The sequence below is a fragment of the Vicinamibacterales bacterium genome (assembly GCA_036496585.1).
In the GTDB taxonomy this organism is placed as follows: Bacteria; Acidobacteriota; Vicinamibacteria; order Vicinamibacterales; family 2-12-FULL-66-21; genus JAICSD01.
In genome coordinates this window covers 12,743-37,199 of the sequence record DASXLB010000028.1, presented here as the reverse complement: position 1 = coordinate 37,199, position 24,457 = coordinate 12,743, and the positions used below count along the sequence as shown (strand labels likewise).

Genomic DNA, 24,457 nt, shown 5'->3' with positions numbered 1-24,457 from the left:
AAATGCCCTTCGCGCATCGGCTCCACGTCAAGATCAGCGCTCGCCTCCCATCGGCCCGGCGCGCCGCAGCTCGTCGAGCGAGAGCGGAACCGAATGCTCCGGCAGGTCAGGCACGAACGTCCGTGGATCGAGCGTGACGTTGGTCGCGACATCGGACAACGCGAGGTGGATGTCTGCGGTGACGCGCCCGTCCGCCGTGGCACGGATGCCGACGCCGGCAGGACGGGCACCGTCGAAGGTGTCGTAGCGCACGGTGACGGACCCGCGGGACGCGGCGGCCAGCCGCCAGGCGCCCCCTTCCCGTTTCAGATACCCTGTGCTCTCCGGAAACGAGAGCACGACCCAGTCGGCGGCGGTGTCGCGGATCTCGCTGCCGCCGGTCGGCGCGGTGTCGGAGAAGCCGCAGCCGCTGACGATGGTGCGCAGCGCGTCGGGGGTGAGCGGGACGCCGGCCAGTGCTTCGACGATCGCCTCGGGCGGCGCATCGCGGAGTACCCGATCCTCGCGCGTCAGCACCAGCGTCCCACGCCCGTCCTCGGCGACGAGCACGAACACCGGCTTCCCGAACGGCGGAATCCCTTCGAGCCTCGCCCGCGCCGGCGCGGCGAACCCGGCATCGATACGACCGCGCAGCTTCGTCGATCCCGCCTTGCCCGACAGGCTCATCGAGGCGCTGATCGTCTTGATGGCGCGGCAGCCGGCGGTTGCCTCATCGTAGGCGGCGGCGTAGCCGCTGAACGGAGTCCCGGCGCCGGTCGGAAGCGCTGGAGGTTTTGCGCCGCAGGCTCCCGCTGTGGCGGCGGCGACAACGACCAACAGCCAGGCCCCACTTCTCAGGCGTCCGGATGAGCGGGGCCCGTCGATCGCGATCAGAGTGGGCGTCGGCAAGTGGGAATCGGGATTCGGGCTAGCGGCTGGCCTTGCGGGCACTGTCGATCTTCTTCTGGATTTTCGACCGGTCGATCGAGTCGCCGTCGCCGGCGAGCGCTTTCTGCCAGGCCGCCACGGCGTCGGCGCGGCGGTTCTGCTTTTCGCGCAGATCGCCGAGATGCTCCTGCACCACCGAATTGGTCGGCATCTTTCCGGCGGCGGACGACAGCGGCGCGTCGGCCAGATCGAGGCGCCCCTGCTGCACGTAGGCCCACCCGAGGCTATCGAGATACGACGGGTTGTCGGGCTCGACGTCCAGCGCACGCTGAATCAGCGAGACCGCTTCGTCGAGATTGGGTGACGAGCCGCGCTCGGCGAGCATGTAGCCGAGATAGTTGAGCGCCCCGGCGTTGAGCGGGTCGTCGGCGACGAGCGTGCGGAACGTCTTCTCGGCCTCCTCGCGCCGGCCGGCACGATCGAACGCGGCGCCGAGCTGGTAGATCACCGTCGAGTCCTGCGGAAACTTCGCGCGCGCCTTCTCGGCGGTCTCGATGGCGTCTTTGTGGCGGCCGGCCGCGCTGTAGCCCTGGATGAGCAGCACCTGGCGGACGGGGTCATCCGGCGTCAGGGCGACGGCGTCCTTGAACGCGCCGATCGCCTCGTCGTACTTCTTCAGTTGTTGCAGCGCCAGCCCCTCGCTGCCGAGCAGGAGTGCCGCCTGCGACGGCTTGCCGGCGCCGCCGCGCAGGCTGGCGATGGCCGGCTTCAGGAAGTCCACGATCTCCTGGTAGCGGCCGCGCGCCTCGAGCATCTGACTCACCAGATAGGTGAAGCGGGCGTCCTCGGGATGCGCCTGGTGAAGCGCACGCGCGGTGACTTCGGCGCCATCGAGATCGCCGGCATCGCGCTGCGCCTGCGCCAGCATGAACGTCAGCCGGACGTCGCCGGGCGACCGCTTGAGCGCCTCGTCCAGGATCATGCGCGCATCCGCAGCCCGGCCGGTGTTGATCAGCGAGTTGGCGCGGCGCGCCGAGATCTCGGTGTTGCCGGGACTGAGCGACTGCGCGGCGGCCCAGGCTTCGGCCGCCTGCGCAAACTTGCGCTGGCGATCGAGCGTCTCGGCCAGCTGCACCCGGCCGCGGAAGAACTGCGGCTGATCGTCGAGGAGCTGGGTCAGCGTATCGACGGCGGCGTCGCTACTGCCGGCCCCCTCCTGCGCCTCGGCCAGCAGCAGCCATCCTTCCGCGTACTGCGGCTGCTCCAGCACGAGCCGCCGCAGGAGCGGCACCGCGTCGGCATTGCGATCGGCGTCGAGGTAGAGCCGTGCCAGCTCGAGATCGATGTTGAGATCGCCGCTGCCGTCGCCCCGCGCGATTTCGAGCGCCGCGATTGCCCGCTTCGGATACTGCGACACGTCATCGCCCGGGCGGGCGGGCTGGCGCTGTTCGGCCAGCGCGGCGAGCACGGTGCCGAGCACCTTGTTCGCCTCCTGGTTCTTCGGCGAGACGCCGATCGCCGCTTCGGCGGCTTCGACCGCTTCGCGCAGCTTCTCCTGGCGGGCGTAGAGCCCGGCGAGCTCGGCGCGTGGTTCGGCGCTGGTGGGCGCCATGGCAATCGCCGTCTTGAGCGCCTCGACGGCCTGGTCGACCTTGCCATCCCCTTCGAGGTGCCTCCCCAGAAGGAAGTAGTACTGGGCGTCCTGGGGACCGGCGCCGGCCGGCGCCTGAATCATGACGGCGGCCGTGAGCGCAAATGCTAGCAGCGTCGGCATATCGGCTGACGACTATAATAGTCCCTACGTATGGCCGTGGATCCTGAGCTGCTCGAGATTCTGGCGTGCCCCAACTGCAAGACGAAGGTGGAGCTGGTCAAGGACGGCACCGCACTGAAGTGTCCGCAGTGCCGGCGTGTCTATCCGATCAAGGACGACATTCCAGTGATGCTGATCGACGAAGCGACGATCGAGCCCTGAACGTCCTGCTCGTCCGTCTGCGGTTGATTGGCGACGTCATGTTCACCACGCCGCTGCTGCGCGGCCTGAGGCGGGCGTATCCCGATGCGCGGATCACCTACTTGGTCGAAGCCGACGCCGCTCCGGTCGTGCGCAACAACCCGCACCTCGACGCGGTGATCGTGGCGCCGCGCGCGCGCGGGCTGAAGCGGATCGCGACCGACCTGGGGCTGGCCCGACGGCTGCGACAGGCACGCTTCGATCTCGCGCTCGATCTGCACGGCGGTCCGCGCGCGGCGTGGCTCACCTGGGCGAGCGGCGCGCGCGAGCGGATCGGCTACGACATTCCAGGACGGCGGTGGATGTATACGCGGATGGCCCATCGCGCGCCCGATCTGCGGCCCCGGCACTCAGTCGCCAATCAGTGGGATCTGCTGGAGGCGATTCCCGGCTGGCCGGGCGGACAAGCCGACCCCGAGCGCGAGGCGACGGAGATGCTGCTCGACGCCGGCGCCGACGCACGGATGGCCGAACGACTCGCCCAGTGCGGCGTCGCGCCGGGTGATGATCTGGTGGTGATCCACGTGAGCGCCGGCAACCGGTTCCGCCGCTGGCCGGAGTCGTTCTTCGCCGAAACCGCAGCGGCGCTCGCCTCGCCCGGCGGACGGCGCGTCGTGCTCAGTTCGGGGCCGTCGGACCGGGACGCCACGGCGCGCATCGCCGCCACCGCCCGGGAGCGGCTGACCGCGGGGAACGGACGGATCGTGGATCTGGGAGAATTCGACCTGCAGGAGCTGAGAGCGCTGATCGGACGCAGCCGTCTGTTCATCGGAGGAGACACGGGGCCGTTGCACATGGCCGCCGCCACCGTCACGCCGGTCGTCGGCATTTACGGACCGACGCTGGCGGCGCAATCGGCGCCCTGGCGTCCGCGCGCCATCCCGACGGTGTCGATCGAGCTCGACGACCTTCCATGCCGCCCATGCGATCAGCGCACCTGCACGCCGGGAGACTTCCGCTGCCTGACCACGCTGTCCCCCGCCCTGGTCATCGAAGCGGCCGAGCGCACGCTGGGAACGGCGGCCGTTCCGCCATCGGTGCGAGCGTCGACGGACGGCCGCGCGGGAGATCCGGCATGAGACTTCAGGCCGGCCCGGGGTCGAACGGATTGGCCGACACGGGGCCCGTGCTGCCGGCGGCGCCGCTGGAGCGGGCCGCGTGCCTGACGATGCTCGCCTTTGCGGCGGCGCTGCAGGTGTCGATCGCCGCGGCCGACATCCTGCTGACGATCACGACGCTGCTGTGGATCGCCCTGCTCGTGCGCAATCACGAGCGGGCCGAGTTCCCGAACCTCTTCTGGCCGCTCGCCGCCTACGCCGTGGCGACGCTGGCCGCGGCGGTCTTCTCGGTCGATCCGCGCGTCAGCCTGGTCGACTCGAAGCAGCTCGTGCTGCTGATCATCGTGCCGCTGACCTATCGCCTGTTCCGCGGCCGGCGGGCGCTGCTGGCGACCGATGTCGTGATCACGGTCGGCGCAATGAGCGCCGCGTACGGCATCATCCAGTACCTCATCCTCAACTACGACAATCTCGGCCGGCGACCGCAGGGCACGCTCGGCCTCTACATGACCTACTCGGGCCTGCTGATGCTGGTCACCTGCGCGGCGGTCTCACGGGTCATCTTCGCGCATCGGCGCCGTGCCTGGGCGGCGCTGGTCCTGCCGGCGCTGCTGCTGGCGCTGGCCTTCACCTTCACGCGCAGCGCCTGGGTCGGCGCCTGTGTCGGTCTGGGCATCCTGTTTCTGCTGCGCGACTTCCGCCTGCTGGCGCTCCTGCCGCTCGTGTTCGCCGCCTTCGTGTTCACGGCGCCGGCCAACCTGACGGCACGGCTCTATTCGACGATCAATCTCAAAGATCCGTCGAACGCCGATCGGCTGGCGATGCTGAAGTCGGGCTGGCACATCATCAAGGACGATCCGCTGACCGGCGTCGGGCCCGACATGGTCCAGGAGGTCTACCCGCACTACCGGGTACCCGGCGCGGTCAACCAGATGACCCCGCATCTGCACAACGTGCCGCTGCAGATCGCGGCCGAGCGCGGCCTGCCGGCGCTCCTGGTCTGGCTGTGGTTCATTGCGACGCTGGTTCGCGACTTCTGGAGACGGCGTCAAGCCGACCAGCCGTCGCTCTCGAACGCGGGGCTGTCGGTGATCGGAGCGATGCTCGCCGCCGGGCTGTTCGAATACAATTTCGGCGACTCCGAGTTCCTGATGCTGTTCCTGGTGCTGGTGACGCTGCCTTATGCCTACCGGCCCGACTGACCTGCGCGCGCTGCTCGACGCCGCGCGCGATCGCACGGTGCTGATCCTCGGTGATCTGATGCTCGATCATTTCGTGATCGGCCGCGTCGATCGGATTTCTCCGGAAGCGCCGGTGCCGGTGGTGCAGTTCGATCACGAGAGCTTCCGGCTGGGCGGCGCGGCCAACGTCGCGCACAACGTCGCGGCGCTCGGCGGACGGGCCGAGATCGCCGGGCTGGTCGGCAACGACGCCGAGGGCGCGCGCCTGGTGGCGGAACTGCGCGAGGCCGGAATCGGCACCGGCGGCGTGCTGGCCGACGCGAACCGTTGCACCACGCGCAAGCTGCGGGTCGTCACCACGCGCAACCAGCAGGTCGCGCGTGTCGACTACGAGTGCGACGCACCGGTCGGCGCCGCGCTCGAAGCCGAGCTCGTCAAGAAAGTGCGCGAGGCGTTGGCGCGCGCCGACGTCGTCCTGATCTCCGACTATCAGAAAGGTGCGGTCACGGCCGGCACCGCCCAGGCGGCGATCGCGGGCGCCCGGGCGCGCGGCGTGCCGTCGCTCGTCGATCCGAAGGTGCCGCACATCGACTACTACGCCGGCGCCTCGCTGATCACCCCGAACCATCATGAAGCGGGAGCGGTGACACTGCAGCGCATCCGCACCGCCGAGGAAGCGCGGCGCGCGGCGCAGGCCTTCCGCGTCCGCGCGCAATGCGAGTCGGTCCTCATCACGCGCGGCGAGCACGGGATGTGGCTGCTCGGGCCAGGCGGCGAGTTCGATCTGCCCGCCGAGGCGCGCGAAGTCTCGGACGTGACCGGCGCGGGAGATACGGTCATCGCCGCGATGGGGCTGGGACTCGCGGCGCAGGGCACGGCGGTCGCGGCCGCGCGCCTCGCCAACCGCGCCGCGGGACTCGCGGTCGCGCGCTTCGGGCCCGTGGCGATCTCCTACGACGAACTGGCGACGGCGCTCGGCTAGGCGCGCTGGCGATCGATTCCACGACACCGCAACACCCACCACACTGATGATCGCCTCCGGGCGGCGACCGGATGCACTGACCCGACGTGCCGTCGGCGACGAACCGCGTGTTCGATAGCCGCGCTCGTCGAGGGCGTGATCACGCCGCGAACGCACACCCGGATACGTATTACACTCTCCCTTTTGTAGGGGATGAAACGGACGCATCATGGGTAGTAGAAACATACTAGTCGCGAGCGGCGCCGTCCTCGTCGTCAACAGCATCTATCTCGCGCTGTTTGCGACGCCATCCCTTTTCTACTACGGCAATGTCGCGATGCACGTGGTGCTCGGCGCCGCGACCGCCGTCCTCGCGGTGATCTGGCTGCGGCGACGCGAACGGCCGACCCCCGCCTCGTGGTGGGCCGCCGCCCTGCCGCTCGCCGCCGGTACGGTGCTCGGCATCGCGCTCGTCGCCACCGGCAACACGAGGCGGTTCCATCCGCTGCTGGTCGCGCACATCGCCTGCATGACCCCCGGAACCGTTATCGCGATCGGGCTGGCCGTGGCGTCGCTCCTCGCGCGCCGTCCATCGCTGCGGTTGACGCCGGCGAGGATCTTTTCCGGACTGGCCGTCGTCGCGCTCGCCGGATGGGGGGCGGCTGTCGTCGTCCGCCAGGCCGCGGCAGAGCGCGCCCCCGTGCGCATCGTCAACCCGGCCACGACACCGGTCAGCATGGATGGCGAGGGGGCCGGCCCCGCGAGCCCGTTCTTCCCGTCGTCGGCGAACACCAACGTCGGGCACACGATCCCGTCGACGTTCTTCATGACCAGCGACACCTGCGGCTCGTGCCACCGCGACATCTACGACCAGTGGAAGTCGTCGATGCACCACTTCTCGTCGTTCAACAATCAGTGGTATCGCAAGTCGATCGAGTACATGCAGGACGTCAACGGCGTGCGCTCGTCGAAGTGGTGCGCCGGCTGTCACGATCACGCGGTGTTCTTCAACGGCCGCTTCGACCGGCCGATCAAGGACCAGATCGACACGCCCGAGGCGCAGGCCGGGCTCGCCTGCACGTCGTGCCATTCGATCTCGAGCGTGCACAGCACGATGGGCCAGGGCGACTTCACCATCGAGTACCCGCCGCTGCACGATCTGGCGGCGAGCAGCAATCCGATCCTGAAAAAGGCGCACGATACGCTGCTCTACCTCGATCCCGAGCCGCACCGCCGCACCTTCCTGCAATCGTTCCATACGGCCCAGACGCCGGAGTTCTGCTCGGCCTGCCACAAAGTCCACCTCGACGTGCCGGTGAACAACTACCGCTGGTCCCGCGGCTTCAACGATTACGACAACTGGCAGGCGTCCGGCGTCTCCGGGCAAGGGGCGCGATCGTTCTACTATCCGCCGAAGCCGCAGATGTGCGCCGACTGCCACATGCCGCTCGTGGCGTCCGCCGATCCGGCAGCGAAGGGCGGGATGATCCACTCCCATCGCTTCCCCGCCGCCAACACCGCCATCCCCTTCGTGAACGGCGACAAGACACAGCTCGGGACGACGCAGGCCTTCCTGCAGACGGCGGTGTCGGTCGACATCTTCGGGCTGGTCCGCGGCGCCGAGGCGCGGCCGGTCGCTCAGACGCCGGCGAGCCAGGAGCCGAGCGAGGCCAGCACCTTCGCCGTCGGCGAGGAGTCGATGAACTTCGGCGCGCGGCAGGGCTTCATCGCGACGCCGTCCGAAGTCGTCGGGCCGCTCGACAAGATCGATGCGACGGTCACGCCCGGCGAGTCGGTGCGCCTCGAAGTTGTCGTCCGCACTCGCAAGGTCGGCCACTTCTTCCCCGGCGGCACGGTCGACGCCTTCGACGTCTGGGTCGAGTTCGAGGCGCTCGACGAACAGGGGCGGACGGTCTTTCACAGCGGCGCCATCGAGGACGGCGGCCGCGGTCCCGTCGAATCGGGCGCGCATTTCTACCGCAGCCTGCTGATCGACGCCCACGGGAACCAGATCAACAAGCGCAACGCGTGGGCGGCCCGCTCGGTCGCCTACGTCCGCTTGATCCCGCCGGGCGCAGCCGACACCATCCACTACCGCCTGACCATCCCGCCCGACGCCAAGGGACGGATCACGCTGCGCGCCAAAGTGAACTACCGCAAGTTCGCCTGGTGGAACACGCAGTGGGCGTTCGCCGGCGTGCGCGCGCCCGGCACCCCGAAAGATGCGGTCGGTGTCGGCTACGACGACGGCGTGTGGCAGTTCACGGGTGACACCTCGCACGTCTCGGGTCCGATGAAGGCCATCCCCGACATCCCGACCACGATCCTGTCGCAGGCGCAGGCGACGCTGCGCGTCGCACCGCCGGCCGCCGGCGCGAAGACGCAGGTGCTCGATCCGTCCGTGCGCGAGCGCTGGAACGACTACGGCATCGGCCTGCTGCTGCAAGGCGACTTGAAGGGTGCCGAAGCGGCGTTCCTGAAGGTGACGCAGATGGAGCCGGGCTACCCCGACGGTTGGGTCAACGTCGCGCGCGCGCAGATCCAGGAAGGCAACATGACCGCCGCTGAAGGCATGCTGCAGCAGGCGCTGACGCGTGATCCGAAGCTGGCCAAAACCCATTTCTTCCTCGGCACGGTGCTCAAGACGTCCGGCCGCTACGACGAGGCGCTCGCCCATCTGCGCGAGGCCTCGGCGCAGTACCCGCGCGATCGGGTCGTGCTCAACCAGATCGGCCGCGTCCTGTTCCTGCAGCGGCAATTCGCGCCGGCGGTACAAGCCTTCCAACAGGTGCTCAGCGTCGATCCGGAAGACCTGCAGGCGCACTACAACCTGATGCTCTGTTATCGAGGGCTCGGCAACAACGAACAGGCCGGGCGCGAAGAACAACTCTACGAACGGTTCAAGGCTGACGAGTCCTCGCAGGCGATCACCGGGCCATACCGTCAGCTTCATCCCGACGACAACAACGAGCGCCAATCGATCCATGAACACAAGGACACGAAGGGCACGAACGGGACGAAGGGCACGAAGGAACTTGCTGGGGGGGCGCGATGACGGTGAGGTCGACGTGCCTCATCGCGCTGCTCGCGACGACGGCGGGTCTGGTGGGGGCACAGGCGCCGCTGCCGACGTTCACCGACGTCACCGCGGCGGCGGGCGTGAAGTTCCGGCACGAGAACGGCGCGTTCGGAAAGAAATACCTGCCGGAGACGATGGGGTCCGGAGTCGCCGTGTTCGACGCTGACGGCGACGGCTGGCCCGATCTCTTCTTCGTGAATTCGACGACGTGGCCGGGACAGCCGGCGAAGGCTGCCGCGTCTGCCCTCTATCACAACAACCACGACGGCACGTTCGCCGACGTCACCGCCGCCGCCGGGCTCAAGACGTCGTTCTACGGACTCGGCGCCGCCGCCGCCGACTTCGACAACGACGGCAGAACGGATCTCTACGTCACCGGTCTCGGCGGCAATCATCTCTACCACAACCTCGGCGGCGGTAAGTTCGCCGACGTCACTGCGCAGGCCGGCGTCGGCAGCAGCGGCTTCTCGACGAGCGCCGCGTGGTTCGACTACGATCGCGACGGCCGCCTCGATCTCTTCGTCGCGCACTACGTCGACTGGACCATCGCCAAAGATCTCTTCTGCACGCTCGACGGCAAGGCGAAGTCGTACTGCACGCCGGAATCGTACAAGGGACAGAGCGCGCAGCTCTTTCACAACCTCGGCGACGGCAGATTCGAGGACGTGACGGCGAAGGCCGGCATCGGCGACGCGACGGCGAAAGGGCTCGGCGTCGCACTCCTCGATTTCAACGGCGACGGCTGGGTCGACGTCTTCGTCGCCAATGACACGCAGCCGAACCACCTCTACGAGAACAAACACGACGGAACGTTCAAGGACGTCGCCGTCTCCGCCGGCGTCGCCTTCAACGAGGCTGGCGTCGCGCGGGCCGGCATGGGCGTCGACGCCGCCGATTTCGACGGCTCCGGCCGCCAGAGCCTGCTGATCGGCAACTTCTCGAACGAGATGATGGCCCTCTACCGGAACGAGGGCAACGGCCTGTTCATCGACGAGGCGCCGACCTCGACGATCGGCAGGGCGTCACTGCTGACGCTGACCTTCGGCTGTTTCTTCTTCGACTACGACAACGACGGCCGCCTCGACATCTTCGCCGCCAACGGCCATGTCGCCGACGACATCAACAGCGTCCAGCCGCGCGTCACGTATGCGCAGGCGCCGCATCTCTTCAGAGGCACCGGCCCGAAGCAGTTCGAGGAGGTGACCGCCAGGTCGGGCGCGGCGCTGGCCGAGAAGCACGTCGCACGCGGGGCCGCCTATGCCGATCTCGACGGCGACGGGGATCTCGATCTCGTCGTCACCGTGAACCACGGCGCGGCGCACGTGTATCGCAACGACGGCGGCGACAACAATCGTGCGCTGCGCGTCAAGCTCGTCGGCGCGGGCCGGAGCAACCGCGACGCGATCGGCGCGTTCGCGCGCGTGACGAGCGCCAACGGCACGTCGCCGTGGCTGATGGTGCGTACTGGCTCGAGCTACCTGTCGCAGAGCGAACTGCCGCTGACTTTCGGACTCGGCGCCGCCGCGAGGGCGACGAAGATCGACATCAAGTGGCCGGACGGCACCGCGCAGACGATCGAGGGCGCCGACGCCGGCCAGACCATCACGATCGAACAGGGAAAGGGCATCTCGCAGCGGGTGCCGTTCGTCAGAAAATGAGCCGCATCACCCTTCACGCGCTCGCGGTCACGCTGCTGATCGCCGTCGGCCGCGCGCAGCAGCCGGCGGTCGCGGTGCGGGACAACGCCTATCGCGCCAACAATACCGGTGTCGCCTATCTCGAGCAGTACAACTTCGCCGCCGCGACCGCGGCGTTCCGGCGCGCGCGCGCCATCGATCCCGCGCTGGCCATCGCCCGCCTTAACCTCGGCATTGCGATGTTCTACGGCGGGGACGCGAAGGCGGCGCGCACCGAGCTGGAGGCCGCGCGCGCCGCGTTGCCGGGGCGTCCGGAGCCCGACTACCTGCTGGGCCTGCTCGCCCGCGCCGACGACCGGGTCGAGGATGCGGTCGCGGCGTTCGGGCGAGTCCGCCAGATGGATCCCGCCGATGCCGGCGCCGCGACGAATCTCGGGCAGCTGTACCTGGAGCAGCGTGAGTACACGAAGGCGGCCGACCTGCTTCGCGCCGCGCTGGCGGCGGAGCCGTACAACGCAACCGCAGCCTATGGTCTGGCGACCGCGCTGACACGCGCCGGCGATCCAGGCGCGCCCGCGGCGATGGATCGCTTCCAGGCACTCCGTAACACCGGCTACGCCGTCACGTATTCGCAGGCGTATCTCGAACAAGGCCGCTACGGTGAGGCGATCGCGTCGACGGGGGCAGAGGCGGATCTCGTCGATCCCGCGACGCCGGCGGTCGGATTCACCGACGTCACTGCGACGCGGCTGCCAGGGACCCGCACCAGCGGCGCTCCACCGTTGCCGTCGAATGCCGGCGCCATCGCGCTCGCCGATCTCGACGGCGACGGCAGCCTCGATCTGGTCGACGGCGGCGGCACCTCGCTCCGCGTCTTCCGAAATGTCCGCGGCCGTTTCGTCGATACGACTGCCGCCTGGTTCGGGGCGGCGCCGCTGCCGCCGGCGACAGCCGTGGTCGTCGGCGACTACGACAACGACGGACGGGCCGATCTCCTGGTGGTGCGGACGGACGGCGTCACGCTCTACCACCAGACGGAGCGGGCGGGCTTCGAGAACGCCACCGCACGCGCCGGATTGAGCGCGATCGAGCGACGGGCCGCCGGGCGGACGGCCGCCTTCGTCGACGCCGATCACGATGGCGATCTCGATCTGGCGATCGCGTTCGGCGGCGATCGCGCCGGCGCTGGGGGCCCGGCCGCCAATGTCCTGCTGCGCAACAACGGCGACGGCACATTCACCGACATCACGGCGCAGGCCGGCGTCGCCGCTTCGCGTGCGATCGCCGCCATCGTCCCTACCGACTTCGACAACCGCCGCGACATCGACCTGTTGATGGCGGGGGCGGGAGCGCCGCTGCTCTTCCGCAACATGCGCGACGGCACGTTCAAGGACGTGGCCGCAGACGCGGGCCTGCGCGTCACCACCGACGTCGACGCCATTGCCGCCGGTGACATCAACAAGGACGGCTACCCCGACTTCTTCTTCGGCAACGCGACCGGCCCGGGCACGCTGGCGCTCAGCGACGGCCGTGGCGGATTCACGACGGCCGCGCTGCCGGCGGCGTCGCGCGCGCGCGCGGCGCAGTTGCTCGACTACGATGCCGACGGCCTACTCGACCTGCTGATCGTCACCAGCGGGGGTCCGAAAATGCTGCGCAACATCGGCAGCGGCTGGAGCGACGTCACCTCGCGCGCCTTCCCGGGATCGCTGGCGGCCTACGCTCCAGGAGACCTCAGCGCGATGGCGCTCGCGACCGGCGACCTCGACGGCGACGGGTCGACCGACATCGTGTTCCGCGGGCGCGACGGCGTCCGCGTCTGGCGCAATACGCGTGCAGGCGCGGCCCACATCGTCCACGTGCAGCTGGCGCCGCGAGCCAGCAACCGATCCGGCATCGGCGCCAAGATCGACATGCGGGCCGGCAGCCTGCGCCAGCGCCTCGAAACCTATGCCGCCGCGCCCGCGCCCGCGCCCGCGGACGTGAACTTTGGCCTTGGCGCGCGCGCCGGCGCCGACGTCATCCGCGTCCTCTGGCCGTCGGGCATCCTGCAGTCGGAAACACCGGCCCAGCCCGGTGGCACGATCGCCGGCTCACTCAAGGTCGAAGAGCTCGATCGGAAGCCTTCGTCGTGCCCGTTCCTCTACACCTGGGACGGCACCCGATTCGCGTTCATCACCGACTTCCTGGGCGGCGGCGAGATGGGATATCTCGAGGATCCGCCAGGCGAACGCAACACACCCGATCCGGTCGAATACGTGCGGGTCACCGGCGACCAGCTCAAGCCGCGCGACGGCCGCTACGACATCCGCGTCACCAACGAGCTCGAGGAATCGATGTTCCTCGACCGCGTGCGTCTGATTGCCGTCGCCCACCCGCTCGACGTCGAAATATGGCCGAACGCCGGCTTGCGCACGACGCCGGAACCGTTCCGGCTGATCACCACGCGCGGCGCGCGCCCGCCGCTCGCCGCGGTCGACGACCAGGGACGCGACGTGCTCGAGGCGGTCTCGCGTCTCGACCGAAGGTTCGTCGACGGGTTCGCGTCCGATCGCGTGCGCGGCTACGCAAAGATGCATTCACTGACCCTGACGCTGCCGCCCGCCGGCCCTGGCGGCCACCGGATGCTGCTCCTCACCGGCTGGACCGACTACGCCTTCTCGGTGGACAACTACGCCGCGAGCCAGAGCGGCCTGCGGATGACGCTGCCCTCGCTGCAGGTCGAGGACGGCGTCGGCGGCTGGCGCACGGTCATCGACGACATCGGCTTTCCCGCCGGACGGCCGCAGACGGTGACGGTCGATCTCACCGGCAAGGTGCCGGCGTCGGCGGCGCGCGTGCGGATCGTGACGTCGATGAAGATCTACTGGGATCGCGTGCTCGTCGACACATCTGACGGCCGAGCCGAGACGCGCGAAACGACGCTCGACCCGCTGACCGCCTCGCTGCACTGGCGCGGATTCTCCAGGGAAGGCTCACCCGACGGGCGCGAGCCGTTCGGCTACGACTACGACACCGTGTCGAACGACTCGCCGTGGAAGCTCTTCCCCGGCCGCTACACGCGCGAGGGTGACGTGCGGGAGCTGCTGCTCGCGTCCGACGATCGCTTCGTCATCGCGCGCAGCGGCGACGAGATCGCGCTGAGTTTCGACGCGGCGGCGCTGCCGGCCCTTCCAGCCGGCTGGACGCGGACCTTCCTCTTCTTTGGCGACGGCTTCAGCAAGGAGATGGATCTGCACTCGGCCAGCCCGGACACGCTCGGTCCGGTGCCGTTCCACGGCATGCCGCACTATCCGTTCGCGCCATCCGAGCGTCCGCCGCTGACCGCAGCGCAAATCGCGGACGTCGAGCGCTATCACACACGCATCGTCGCGCGCCCGCTGCCGCCGATCGAGCTCACGCCTCGCCCTCCGGCACGACGCTGACGGCGACCGACAGCTCGTGCTCGCCGCCGCCGAGGACGACGCCGCGCAGCGGGCTGACGTCGCCGTAGTCGCGGCCCCACGCCACGGTGATGTGCCGTTCGTCGGGAAGGACGTCGTTGGTGGGATCGAGATCGACCCAGCCGTGCGACGGACACCACACCGAGAGCCACGCGTGCGAGGCATCGGCACCGAGCAGCCGCGGGCTGCCCGGCGGCGGATCGGTCAACAGGTAGCCGCTGACGTAGCGCGCCGGCAAGCCGAGCGACCGCAGGCAGCCGATCAGCACGTGCGCGAAGTCCTGGCAGACGCCGCGACGATCGATCAGGACGCGCGACAGCGGCGTGGTGACGGTCGTCGTGCCGGGATCGAAGGTGAAGTCGTGGTGGACGCGGTGCATCAGCGCGATCGCCGCTGCCAGCAGCGGCCGGCGCGGCGCGAAATCGGCGCGCGCGTAGCCGGCGAACGCCGCGTCGATCTCGACGAACGGCGACGGATAGCGGTACTCGTCGGCGTCGCCAAGCGCGCGACCGACGCGCCAGGCCCCGGCATCGCGCACGGTTTCCCAGGCCGGGCCCCCGTCCGGCGCAATTGGACGCGGACGGGCGTTTGCGGCGACGCGGCTCTCGGCGTGGACGAGCAGCTCGGTGTACGGCTTGACGATCGAGAGCTGTGTCACCACGTTGCCGAAGTAGTCGAGGCGCTCGCCGCGGTCGTCGGGTTCCGGCGTCACGTCCAGGCGCCACGCGTGGAGGATCTGCTGCGGCAGCCGGCGCGGTGTGAGACAGCCGACGTGCTGCGAGACCGTCACCGGGGCGCTGTGGCGATAGCGCGTCTCGTGCTGGATGCGGTAGATCGCGCTCATCGTCCCGTGGTCACATGCGGCAATTCGTAGGCGTGGCTGAAATATCGGGCGGTGAGTGAGTCGGAGACGCGCTGCGCCACGTCCTGGCAGCCGGCGAGCAGCGACGCAACCGCCGGTGAGCCGGCGCGCCGATCCGGCAGACCGACCGCCTCCTGGCAGACGCGATCGAGGCGGCGGAGATCCGGCAGGATGTCGAGCGCCGCCGCGTCAGGGAACTGCGGCACGTGCGAGGCGATCTTGCCGACCTGGAACGACAGCGAGCGCGGGCTCAGGCGATCGAACAGGAGGAGCTCGACGACCGCGGACCATTCCGGCTGGCGGGCGTAGCGGGCCCGGAACGTCCCGAGGCTGCCCGACGCGTCGAGCAGCCATGCGAGGACGATCGGATCCTCGGCTTCGTCCGGCGTGAGCGTGGCGAAGGTCGTCGCCATCGCCAGCAGCCGTTCGAGATGACGGCCGATACTCAGAAAGCGCCAGCCGTGGTCGCGCGACATGTGCGCCACCTCGAGGCCGGCGACCGCGACGAGCGACACGATGGCGCGTTCGAGCAGCGCGAGCGTCTCGAGGCAGTCGGGCCGGCGCGCCGGCCGCACCGCGACGAGGGCGAAGAGCTGATTGAGCAGACGCCAGTTGTCCGACGAGAGCCGATCGCGGATGGCCCCGGCGACGCGGACCGTCTGGCGGACGTCGAAGGCCAGACTGCGGCGTGATTCCGCGTCGAACAGATCGTCGACGAGCCGATCCATCAGGTCCGGCGCCGGCAGGTCGCTCTCGAAGTCCGGATCGGGATCGGCATCGTCCCCCTCGATCGATTCGGCCCGTTCGAGCAGGCCGTTCGTCCGGCACACCCGAAGCAGGAACGGCCGCGGCACCTCGGGCGTGGACGGATCGCTGAGGCCCGCCAGGGCGGTGCGCAGGAGACGGGCGGCGGTTTCGGCTCGCTCGACATACCGTCCCAGCCAGAACAGGTGTTCGGCGGCGCGACTCGAGACTGCCCCGGCGGCGCCGCCGGTCGCCCTGCCGGCCTGCGGCACGAGCGACGGCTCCGGCGGGCGCGAACCGATCGAGGGTTCGCACAGGACCCAGGTATCCTTGCTCCCCCCCGCGCCGCTCGTCACCATCGCCTGGCCGGGTCCGCCGGTGCGCGTCAGGCCGCCTGTCATCACCCGATAGCCGCCGTCCCCGTCGGCGACGGCGAACACGCGTAGAAGCATCGGATGACTGGCGAGGCGGCCGTCGTGCCACACCGGCGCATACGACGACCGCACGGGCGCTTCCGCCACCGCGGCGCCTCCGCCGGCTCGATCGCCGGCCCACCGGACGGGCCGCACCGAGAGGGCGAGTGGTTCGCCGATGAACGCCGGCGCCACATCGGGCAGCAGGCCGCGCAACGCCGGCGACTCCAGCACGCTCGCGCCGAACGCGTTGGCGACCAGCACACGCCCGGCGCGCCAGGCCTGAACCAGACCCGGCACGCCGAGCGCCGAATCGGCGCGCAGATCGAGCGGATCGCAGAAGTCGTCGGCGAGATGTCGGACGACCGCGTGGACCTGACGCAGGCCTTCGATCGTCTTGAGAAACACGCGATCGTGCCGCACGGTGAGGTCGGCGCCTTCGACGAGCGCGAAGCCGAAGTAGCGGGCCAGATAGGCGTGCTCGAAATAGCGGCCGCTGTACGGTCCTGGCGTCAGCAGCACGATGCGCGGCGGCCCCTCGTCGCACGGCGCCGTCCGGACCAGCGTCTGGTTCAGCGCCGCGAAGTAGGGCGCCACGGCGTCCACGTGCAGCTCGCGGAACGCCTCTGGGAACATCCGGATGAGCGTCGCGCGGTTCTCGAGCGCGAAGCCGGCACCGGCCGGTGTTTGCGTGCGGACGTTGACGATCTGCCACGAGCCGTCGAGGCTGCGCGCCAGATCGACGGCGACCTGCTGAAGGAAGATGCCGGCCGCCGGAACGGTACCCTGGCAGGCACGGAGGAATCCGGGATGGCTGAACACCAGCGCCGGCGGCACCAGGCCGTCGCGCAGGAGCGTCCGCGGCCCGTAGAGATCGGCGGTCATGCGGTTGAGCAGGCGCGCCAGCTGCGCGACGCCGTCGGCGAGCGGCGCCCATTCCGCCGCCGTGACGATGAGCGGGAGCACGTCGAGCTGCCAGGGGCGCAGACGCCCGTCCGTCGCCGCGTAGACCGCGTGCGTGATGCTGCTCTCCTGGATCTGCTTGGCGACGCGTGACTGCGCGGTCGCCAGCGTGGCAGCGCTCATGTCGGGCACGTGCCGACCGAACGAGGCCCACGGCCCGCGCACGCGTCCGCGTGCGTCGAGGAGCTCGTCGTAGTGGCCGTCGGGCGTACGGTACCCGTCGAGCAGCGGCGCGAAGCCGGGCGGCGGCGCCGCGCTGGCGGCGCTTGGGACGCTCACGTGCGCAGATCCAGGGTAAAGGGGAACTCGCGGGAGGGCGCCGCCGGCGCCGCGTCGATCCGTCCGGGCGTGTGACCGAGCCGCTCGAAGCGGGCGAGGCGGCGGCTCTCGGCCTCGTAGCTGTTCACCGGAAAGCGATCATAACTGCGGCCACCCGGATGCGCCACGTGATAGCGGCAGCCGCCGAGCGAACGACGCATCCAGGTGTCGACGAGATCGAACGTCAGCGGCGCGTGGACACCGATCGACGGGTGCAACGCCGATGGCGGATGCCAGGCGCGGTAACGCACGCCGGCGACGAACTCGCCGTTGCGCCCGGTCGGCTGCAGCGGCACTGCCCGCCTGTTGCAGGTCAGGACGAAGCGTCCGTCGGTCAAGCCCGTGAGATGCACCTGCATGCGCTCGAGCGACGAGTCCACGAATCGCACCGTGGCGCCGGCTGCCCCCTCTTCGCCGAGCGCCGGCCACGGCTCGAGCGCCTGTCGAAGTTGCAGCGTCAAGCCACGGACCGCGATATCGCCGGCGTGCGGGAACCGGAACTCGTGATGCGGCAGGAACCAGCGCGCATCGATCGCATGGCCGCTGCGCCGCAGCTCGTCGACCACCTCCTCGAAATCCTGCCACACGAAGTACGGCAGCATGAAGCGATCGTGGAGGTCGGTGCCCCAGCGCGTCAGGCGCGCTTCATACGGCTGGCGCCAGAAGCGCGCGACCAGCGCCCGCAGCAGCAGTTGCTGGGCCAGACTCATGCGCGGATGCGGCGGCATCTCGAAGGCGCGCAGCTCGAGCAGGCCGCGCCGGCCGGCCGACGCCTCCGGCGGATACAGCTTGTCGATGCAGAATTCGGCGCGATGCGTGTTGCCGGTGACGTCGACGAGCAGGTGGCGGAGCGCCCGGTCGATCGTCCACGGCGGCGCCGGCTGTCCCGGTACCGGCAGCCGGCCGAACGCCAGCTCCAGCTCGTAGACGCTGTCGTGCCGCGCCTCGTCGACGCGCGGCGCCTGGCTGGTCGGGCCGACGAACAGGCCGGAGAACAGGAACGACAGCGACGGATGGTTGTGCCAGTAGCTCGCCAGGCTGCGCAGCAGGTCGGGCCGGCGCAGGAACGGACTGTCGTTCGCCGTCGCGCCGCCGAGCACGAAGTGATTGCCGCCGCCGGTGCCGGTGTGGCGGCCGTCGAGCATGAACTTCTCGCTCGCCAGACGCGCGCCGACGGCCTCGCCATAGAGGCGCTCGGTGATCGTCACGAGGTCCGGCCAGTTGTCGCTCGGCTGGACGTTGACCTCGATCACGCCAGGGTCCGGTGCCACCTGGAACACCCGCAGGCGATCGTCGTCGGGCGGACGGTAGCCTTCGACGACCACGCGGACGCCGAGCGCCGCCGCCGTCTCCTCGACACAGCTGACGAGATCGAGATAGGCCTCGAGGATCGGCATCGGCGGCATGAAGACGTGCAGCGTGCCGTTGCGCGACTCGGCGCAGACGGCGGTCCTGATGCTGTCGCGCGCGGACTCGCCGCGCGTCGGCTGGCGCGGAGGGCCGCCATCGCCCGGCGACGGAGGCGGATCCGGTACCGCGACACCCGCGTCAGGGAGCGGCGGATGCGGCGCCATCGGATCGCGTTCGATGTCCGGCGTGACGTCTTCCGGCGCCGCCCACGGCAGCGAGTCGAGTGGCAGGCGATAGCCCATCGGCGAATCGCCCGGCAGCAGATACATCTTTTCATCGCGCAGGAACCACGGACCGGTGCGCCAGCCAGCCGCCGGCGCCGGCCCGGTCGTGAGCGGCAGGGCGTAGCCGACCGGCGCCGCGAGTCCGCGATCGAAGACGCGGCGCAGCCGCGCGCGCTCGAGCTCGTCGTCGACCCTGGCGTCGAGCGGATCGACGTTGACAGGCAGCCTCCCCTCGCGCCACAGGTAGTACCAGACGTCTTCGTAGCCGGCACGCACGAAGTGATCGCTGAGCCCGAGGCGCCGGGCGAGCGCGCGCAGGAATCGCTCGGCATCATCGGCGCCCACGCCGTCGGGATGGGACTCGTCGGCGAACAGCGCTGGATTGCGCCAGACCGGCTGGCCGTCGACACGCCAGTAGCAGCCAAGCGCCCAGCGCGGCAACTGCTCGCCGGGGTACCACTTACCCTGGCCGACGTGCAGCAGCCCCTGCGGCGCGAACGCGTCCTTCAGCCGCCACAACAGATCGAATGCGCGGGCGCGCTTGGCCGGCCCGAGCGCCGCCGTGTTCCATTCCTCGCCGTCGCGATCGTCGATCGCCACGAACGTCGGCTCGCCGCCCATCGTCAGCCGGACGTCCTGGCGGCGCAGGTCGGCGTCGACGGCGAGCGCCACCGCCTGAATCGCCGTCCACTCGTCGTCTCGGTACGGGTGGGTGACGCGCGGCGACTCGTGAATCCGGGTCACCGTCATCGCGTGGGTGAACTCGACCTTGCAATCGTCGACGGCGCCGGTGATCGGCGCGGCATCGGTCGGCTCGGGCGTGCAGGCGAGCGGCAGGTGGCCTTCGCCGGCCAGCAGCCCAGACGTCGGATCGAGCCCGACCCAGCCGGCACCCGGCAGGTAGACCTCGCACCAGGCATGCAGGTCGGCGAAGTCGTGAGACGCCCCCTTCGGACCGTCGAGCGATGGCACATCGGGCGCCAGTTGAATCAGGTAGCCCGACACGAACCGCGCGGCGAGGCCGAGCCGGCGCAGGAGCTGCACGAGCAGCCACGCCGAATCGCGGCACGAGCCGGTACGACGCGCCAGCGTATCGTCGCAGCTCTGGACGCCGGGCTCCAGACGGATCACGTAGCCGATGTCCTGGCTGAGGCGCCGGTTCAAGCCGACCAGCCGGTCGATCGTCCGCTGACGCGTCCGATCGATCGACGCGAGATAGCTCTCGAAACGACTGCTCATCGGCTCGACGCGCAGGAACGGCTGCAAATCGCGGAGCAGCGCCGGTTCGTAGTCGAACGGCGCCTGCTCGACGGCCGGCTCGAGGAAGAAGTCGAACGGATTGAAGACGGCGTGCTCGGTGACGAGATCGATCTCGACGCGCAGCTCGCGCGTGCGCTCCGGGAAGGTCACGCGCGCGACGTAGTTGCTGTACGGATCCTGCTGCCAGTTCATGAAGTGCAGCGCCGGGACGAGTCGCTGCGAGTACGAGAGAATACGCGCACGGCAGTGGGGCGCCGGCCGCAGCCGTATCTGGTGCGGCGACAGCGACACCGGCCGGTCGTAGCGATAGTGCGTAACGTGATTCAGCGCGACGTGAATGCTCACCTGAACGGACCCACCCGATGAAAGTCTTTCATTGCGATCACTGCGACAACCTGCTGTTCTTCGAGAACACCGTCTGCCTCGGGTGTCGCCGCCGCGTCGCCTTCCTGCCGGATCTGCGGGTCATGGGATCGCTCGATCCCGATCCCGCCGCACCCGACCTGTGGCGCTCGCCGCTGCCGGCGGCCGGCGGCCGCACCTATCGCCTCTGCCGCAACTACCGTGTCGAGGAAGTCTGCAACTGGACCGTCGTCGACGGCGACGCCGATCTCTGCCAGTCGTGCCGGCTGACGCGGGTCATTCCCGATCTCGACGTGCCCGGCCACAAGCTCGCCTGGTATCGTCTCGAGACCGCCAAGCGCCGTCTCGTCTACTCGCTGACCGCTGCGCAGCTGCCGATCGCGACGCGCGACGAGGATCCGCTGCGCGGTCTCGCGTTCGAGTTCCTCGCCGACCCTCCCGGCGAAAGGGGCCGGGTGCTGACCGGCCACGCCGACGGCGTCATCACGCTCAACGTCGCCGAGGCCGACGACGCGGAGCGCGAGAAGCGGCGGACAGGACTGGGCGAGCCGTACCGGACGCTGCTCGGCCACATGCGGCACGAGAGCGGCCACTACTACTGGGATCGCCTGATCAAGCAGGACGGCGCCGTCGCCGGCTTTCGCGACGTGTTCGGCGACGAACGGCAGGACTACGGCGCGGCGCTCTCGGCGCACTACCGCGACGGGGCGCCGGCCAACTGGCGGGATCGGTTCGTCAGCGCCTATTCCACGGCCCACCCCTGGGAAGACTGGGCCGAGACGTGGGCGCACTACCTGCACATCCTCGATACGCTGGAGATGGCGGCACACTGCGGTCTGCGTCTTCGTCCGCATCGCCGCGATGAACCGACGCTGCCGGCGTCGCCGCCGGTGCCGGGCGACGGCGGCGGACCCTTCGAGCGCGTCATCGACAGCTGGCTGCCGGTGGCGTATCTGCTCAACAACCTCAGTCGCGGTCTCGGCCAGCCCGATGCCTATCCGTTCGTGCTGTCGCCGGCCGTCATCGACAAGCTGCGCTACGTCCATGACGTCGTTCAGCGCGGCGCGCGGCCGACGCCGTAGGCGCGCCGGCCGCCTCATGCGCGACGCTCGGCGGCGCGGCGCTGGCCCTTGCGGCGCGGGGTCGTGGGTTGCACGGGCGGCGGGGCCAGCTGCCGCGCGAAGAAGGTGTCGTGGATGCCGGCGCCGATCAGGTTCATGCGCGCCTGGAGATGGTCGAGATACTCGTGCACACCCTTCGCGACGATCTCGTCCGACTGCCCGTAGGCGAGCTCCGAGCACACCTCGCCGAGCAGGTGCTCGAAGCCGGTGCGGAACATGCCGGCCGGCGTCCCCGAGATCGTGTGCACCGACGAGCGCGCCTGGAGCATGCACCAGTGGATCGCCCGCGGGAATTCGCGGTCGAGCAGCAGGAACTCGACGATCCGCTCCGGCGACATCCGCCCGTGCCGCTTGCGGTACATCTCGAAGGCGCTGGCCGAACGCAGCACCGCCGCCCACTGGATGTCGTCGTAGGTCGTGCCGATGTCCGCCACCGCCGGCAGCAGCAGGAAGTACTTGACGTCGAGGATGCGCGACGTCTTGTCGGCGCGCTCCAGGTGGCGCCCGAGCCGCGCAAAGTGCCAGCCCTCGTTGTGGGTCATGGTCGCTTCCATGACGCCGGTGAAGAGATGGCTCGACATCTTCACCGAGCTGAACAGGCTGGGCGTCGCGCCAAGGCCGCGCGGGTCGGATGCCGCGGCGTTGACCATCAGGTAGAACTCGTTGATCTGCTCCCACATCTCCGACGAGATAATCTCGCGCACCGAGCGGGCGTTGTCGCGCGCCGCGCGCAGGCACGACAGGATCGAGTTGGGGTTCTCCTGATCGAAGGTAAGGAACTGGACGACCGAGGTCTGCGAGGCGCCCCCGTAGCGGCGCCCGAACTCGCCGGTGTCGCCGGTCGTGTCGACGAGCGGCTGCCACTGCTGCAGCGAGCCGACCGGCATGTCGAGGATCAGGTTGAGCGTGACGTCGACGAATCGCGCCACGTTCTCGGCGCGCTCGATGTAGCGGCTCATCCAGTAGATCGAGTCGGCGACGCGGCTCAGCATTGCGTCTGCCCCCCCATCCCTGCCGGCGGATCGACGCCGTCGATCTCGGCGTCGCGGTCGTCGGCCAGGACCCAGGTGTCCTTGCTGCCGCCGCCCTGCGAGGAGTTGACGACCAGCGACCCGTCGCGCAGCGCGACCCGCGTCAGGCCGCCGGGCAGCACGAACACGCTCTCCCCGGACAGGATGTAGGGGCGCAGGTCGACGTGCCGCCCGCGCAGGGCGCCGTCGGCGATGGTCGGCACTCGCGACAGCGACAGCGTCGGCTGCGCGATGTAGCTTCGCGGCGAGGCCTCGATCCGGCGCGCGAACTCCTCGCGCTCGGCGGCGGTCGCGTGCGGCCCGACCAGCATGCCGTAGCCGCCCGACTGATCCGCCGCCTTGACGACGAGCGCGTGCAGGTTCTGGAGCACGTGCTGGCGATGCCCGGCATCGCAACAGCGGAACGTCGGCACGTTGGGCAGGATCAGGTCCTCGTCCAGGTAGTACTTCACGATCGCCGGCACGTAGGTATAGATCACCTTGTCGTCGGCGATGCCGGTGCCTGGCGCGTTGGCGAGCGCGACTCGGCCGAGTCGGTAGACGTCGAACAGCCCCGGCACGCCGAGCAGCGAATCGGCTCGGAACACCGACGGATCGATGAAGTCGTCGTCGATGCGGCGATAGATGACGTCGACCCGCTCGAAGCCCTTGGTCGTCCGCATCCAGACGGAGCCGTCCGAGGCGACCAGGTCGCGCCCCTCGACGAGCTCGACCCCCATCTGCTGCGCGAGGAACGAATGCTCGAAATACGCGGAGTTGTACGGCCCCGGCGTCAGGACCACGACGCGCGGCGTCTCGACGTCTGGCGGCGCCAGCGACTCGAGCAGGTCGCGCAGGCGGCTGGCGTAGTCGTCGACCGGCCGGATGCGGAACGACTCGAAGAGCTGCGGGAAGGTCCGCTTGATCAGCGTCCGGTTCTGAAGCACGTAGGACACGCCCGAGGGCGTCCGCAGGTTGTCCTCGAGCACGTAGATCTGTCCGTCGCGATCGCGCACGAGATCGGTGCCGGTGATGTGGCACCAGATGCCGAGCGGCGGATCGAGCCCTTCGCAGGCGCTCCGGTACGCCGACGCGGTCCGCAGGATTTCCTCAGGGACGACGCCGTCCTTGACAATCTTCCGGCCGTGATAGACATCGTCGATAAACAGATTGAGCGCGTGGATGCGCTGCTTCAGGCCGCGCTCGATCACCTGCCATTCCCGGGCCGGCACGATGCGCGGGATCAGGTCGAAGGGAAAGATGCGTTCGGCGCCGGCGCCGTCGCCGTAGACGTTGAAGGTGATCCCCATGTTGAGCAGCGCCCGCTCGGCAGAGCGCTGCCGCCGCTTCAGCTCGCCGTCGGGCAGGCCGTTGACGAAGCCGGCCAACGCCCGCGCGAAGCGGCGCGGCCCGCGGCCGTCGAACATCTCGTCGTAGAAATCACCGGCGTCGTAGTCGGAGAACCGCATGGCAATCGCCGCATTCTGGCAGTACCCCACTCGTCATCGACATCAAAAACGTCGGGACGC

15 protein-coding genes are annotated in these 24,457 nt (G+C 69.6%); 8 read left to right on the top strand and 7 right to left on the bottom strand.

Annotation, left to right across the window (positions count from 1 at the left end; genetic code table 11):
• Positions 1 to 33: 33 nt before the first annotated feature.
• Together VGI12_08835 and VGI12_08830 are read right to left on the bottom strand one after the other, a co-directional pair.
• A complete protein-coding gene (locus VGI12_08835; GenBank protein HEY2432769.1) occupies positions 34 to 816 on the bottom strand; it encodes a hypothetical protein in 783 nt (260 codons plus the stop codon).
• Positions 817 to 907: 91 nt separating this feature from the next.
• Positions 908 to 2,641 carry a tetratricopeptide repeat protein gene (locus tag VGI12_08830; protein ID HEY2432768.1) on the bottom strand — a complete coding sequence of 578 codons (1,734 nt, stop codon included), beginning with the start codon at positions 2,639 to 2,641 and terminating at the stop codon, positions 908 to 910.
• A 30-nt stretch (positions 2,642 to 2,671) separates the two neighbouring features.
• Between VGI12_08830 and VGI12_08825 the strand changes: the two genes are divergently transcribed.
• The 7 genes from VGI12_08825 to VGI12_08795 all read left to right on the top strand — a co-directional run bounded on the left by VGI12_08825 (position 2,672) and on the right by VGI12_08795 (position 14,222).
• On the top strand, positions 2,672 to 2,842 hold the full coding sequence (locus tag VGI12_08825) for a Trm112 family protein (GenBank protein HEY2432767.1): 171 nt from the start codon (positions 2,672 to 2,674) through the stop codon (positions 2,840 to 2,842).
• Positions 2,843 to 2,880: 38 nt separating this feature from the next.
• Positions 2,881 to 3,960: a glycosyltransferase family 9 protein gene (locus VGI12_08820; GenBank protein ID HEY2432766.1), complete on the top strand. Its 1,080-nt coding sequence runs from the start codon at positions 2,881 to 2,883 to the stop codon at positions 3,958 to 3,960.
• On the top strand, positions 3,957 to 5,141 hold the full coding sequence (locus VGI12_08815; GenBank protein ID HEY2432765.1) for an O-antigen ligase family protein: 1,185 nt from the start codon (positions 3,957 to 3,959) through the stop codon (positions 5,139 to 5,141). The genes VGI12_08820 and VGI12_08815 overlap by 4 nt, the downstream gene beginning before the upstream one ends.
• Positions 5,122 to 6,102, top strand: coding sequence for a D-glycero-beta-D-manno-heptose-7-phosphate kinase (rfaE1, locus tag VGI12_08810; GenBank protein HEY2432764.1), 981 nt, complete (start codon positions 5,122 to 5,124; stop codon positions 6,100 to 6,102). Before VGI12_08815 ends, rfaE1 begins: the two co-directional genes overlap by 20 nt.
• Positions 6,103 to 6,310: 208 nt before the next feature.
• Positions 6,311 to 9,136, top strand: a complete 2,826-nt coding sequence (locus VGI12_08805; GenBank protein HEY2432763.1) for a tetratricopeptide repeat protein — start codon at positions 6,311 to 6,313, stop codon at positions 9,134 to 9,136.
• A complete protein-coding gene (locus VGI12_08800; GenBank protein ID HEY2432762.1) occupies positions 9,133 to 10,818 on the top strand; it encodes a CRTAC1 family protein in 1,686 nt (561 codons plus the stop codon). The genes VGI12_08805 and VGI12_08800 overlap by 4 nt, the downstream gene beginning before the upstream one ends.
• Complete coding sequence (locus VGI12_08795) at positions 10,815 to 14,222, top strand: FG-GAP-like repeat-containing protein (protein ID HEY2432761.1); 3,408 nt, start codon at positions 10,815 to 10,817, stop codon at positions 14,220 to 14,222. The genes VGI12_08800 and VGI12_08795 overlap by 4 nt, the downstream gene beginning before the upstream one ends.
• On the opposite strand, the gene VGI12_08790 is transcribed toward VGI12_08795, so the two are convergent.
• Genes VGI12_08790 through VGI12_08780 form a run of 3 tightly spaced genes read right to left on the bottom strand, consistent with a single transcriptional unit; the run spans position 14,194 to position 20,779 of the window.
• Positions 14,194 to 15,084, bottom strand: coding sequence for a transglutaminase family protein (locus tag VGI12_08790; protein HEY2432760.1), 891 nt, complete (start codon positions 15,082 to 15,084; stop codon positions 14,194 to 14,196). The two genes, VGI12_08795 and VGI12_08790, sit on opposite strands and share 29 nt — an antisense overlap.
• A complete protein-coding gene (locus tag VGI12_08785) occupies positions 15,081 to 17,501 on the bottom strand; it encodes a circularly permuted type 2 ATP-grasp protein (GenBank protein HEY2432759.1) in 2,421 nt (806 codons plus the stop codon). The genes VGI12_08790 and VGI12_08785 overlap by 4 nt, the downstream gene beginning before the upstream one ends.
• Positions 17,498 to 20,779: a transglutaminase family protein gene (locus VGI12_08780; GenBank protein ID HEY2432758.1), complete on the bottom strand. Its 3,282-nt coding sequence runs from the start codon at positions 20,777 to 20,779 to the stop codon at positions 17,498 to 17,500. The genes VGI12_08785 and VGI12_08780 overlap by 4 nt, the downstream gene beginning before the upstream one ends.
• 17 nt (positions 20,780 to 20,796) lie before the next feature.
• Between VGI12_08780 and VGI12_08775 the strand changes: the two genes are divergently transcribed.
• Entirely contained in the window at positions 20,797 to 21,879 is a 1,083-nt protein-coding gene (locus VGI12_08775; protein HEY2432757.1) for a putative zinc-binding metallopeptidase, read from the top strand.
• Between the two features lie 14 nt (positions 21,880 to 21,893).
• Here VGI12_08775 and VGI12_08770 read toward each other — a convergent pair whose 3' ends face one another.
• Complete coding sequence (locus VGI12_08770; GenBank protein ID HEY2432756.1) at positions 21,894 to 22,910, bottom strand: alpha-E domain-containing protein; 1,017 nt, start codon at positions 22,908 to 22,910, stop codon at positions 21,894 to 21,896.
• The gene (locus tag VGI12_08765; GenBank protein HEY2432755.1) at positions 22,904 to 24,397 is read right to left on the bottom strand and encodes a circularly permuted type 2 ATP-grasp protein; all 1,494 of its coding nucleotides are present in this window, start codon (positions 24,395 to 24,397) and stop codon (positions 22,904 to 22,906) included. The genes VGI12_08770 and VGI12_08765 overlap by 7 nt, the downstream gene beginning before the upstream one ends.
• Between the last annotated feature and the right edge of the window lie 60 nt (positions 24,398 to 24,457).

Coding starts and splice junctions, on each gene's coding strand:
- VGI12_08825 (HEY2432767.1), top strand. CDS start 2,672: ATGGCCGTGGATCCTGAGCTGCTCGAGATTCTGGCGTGCCCCAACTGC.
- VGI12_08770 (HEY2432756.1), bottom strand. CDS start 22,910: ATGCTGAGCCGCGTCGCCGACTCGATCTACTGGATGAGCCGCTACATC.
- VGI12_08765 (HEY2432755.1), bottom strand. CDS start 24,397: ATGCGGTTCTCCGACTACGACGCCGGTGATTTCTACGACGAGATGTTC.
- rfaE1 (HEY2432764.1), top strand. CDS start 5,122: ATGCCTACCGGCCCGACTGACCTGCGCGCGCTGCTCGACGCCGCGCGC.
- VGI12_08800 (HEY2432762.1), top strand. CDS start 9,133: ATGACGGTGAGGTCGACGTGCCTCATCGCGCTGCTCGCGACGACGGCG.
- VGI12_08830 (HEY2432768.1), bottom strand. CDS start 2,641: ATGCCGACGCTGCTAGCATTTGCGCTCACGGCCGCCGTCATGATTCAG.
- VGI12_08795 (HEY2432761.1), top strand. CDS start 10,815: ATGAGCCGCATCACCCTTCACGCGCTCGCGGTCACGCTGCTGATCGCC.
- VGI12_08820 (HEY2432766.1), top strand. CDS start 2,881: ATGTTCACCACGCCGCTGCTGCGCGGCCTGAGGCGGGCGTATCCCGAT.
- VGI12_08805 (HEY2432763.1), top strand. CDS start 6,311: ATGGGTAGTAGAAACATACTAGTCGCGAGCGGCGCCGTCCTCGTCGTC.
- VGI12_08775 (HEY2432757.1), top strand. CDS start 20,797: ATGAAAGTCTTTCATTGCGATCACTGCGACAACCTGCTGTTCTTCGAG.
- VGI12_08790 (HEY2432760.1), bottom strand. CDS start 15,084: ATGAGCGCGATCTACCGCATCCAGCACGAGACGCGCTATCGCCACAGC.
- VGI12_08815 (HEY2432765.1), top strand. CDS start 3,957: ATGAGACTTCAGGCCGGCCCGGGGTCGAACGGATTGGCCGACACGGGG.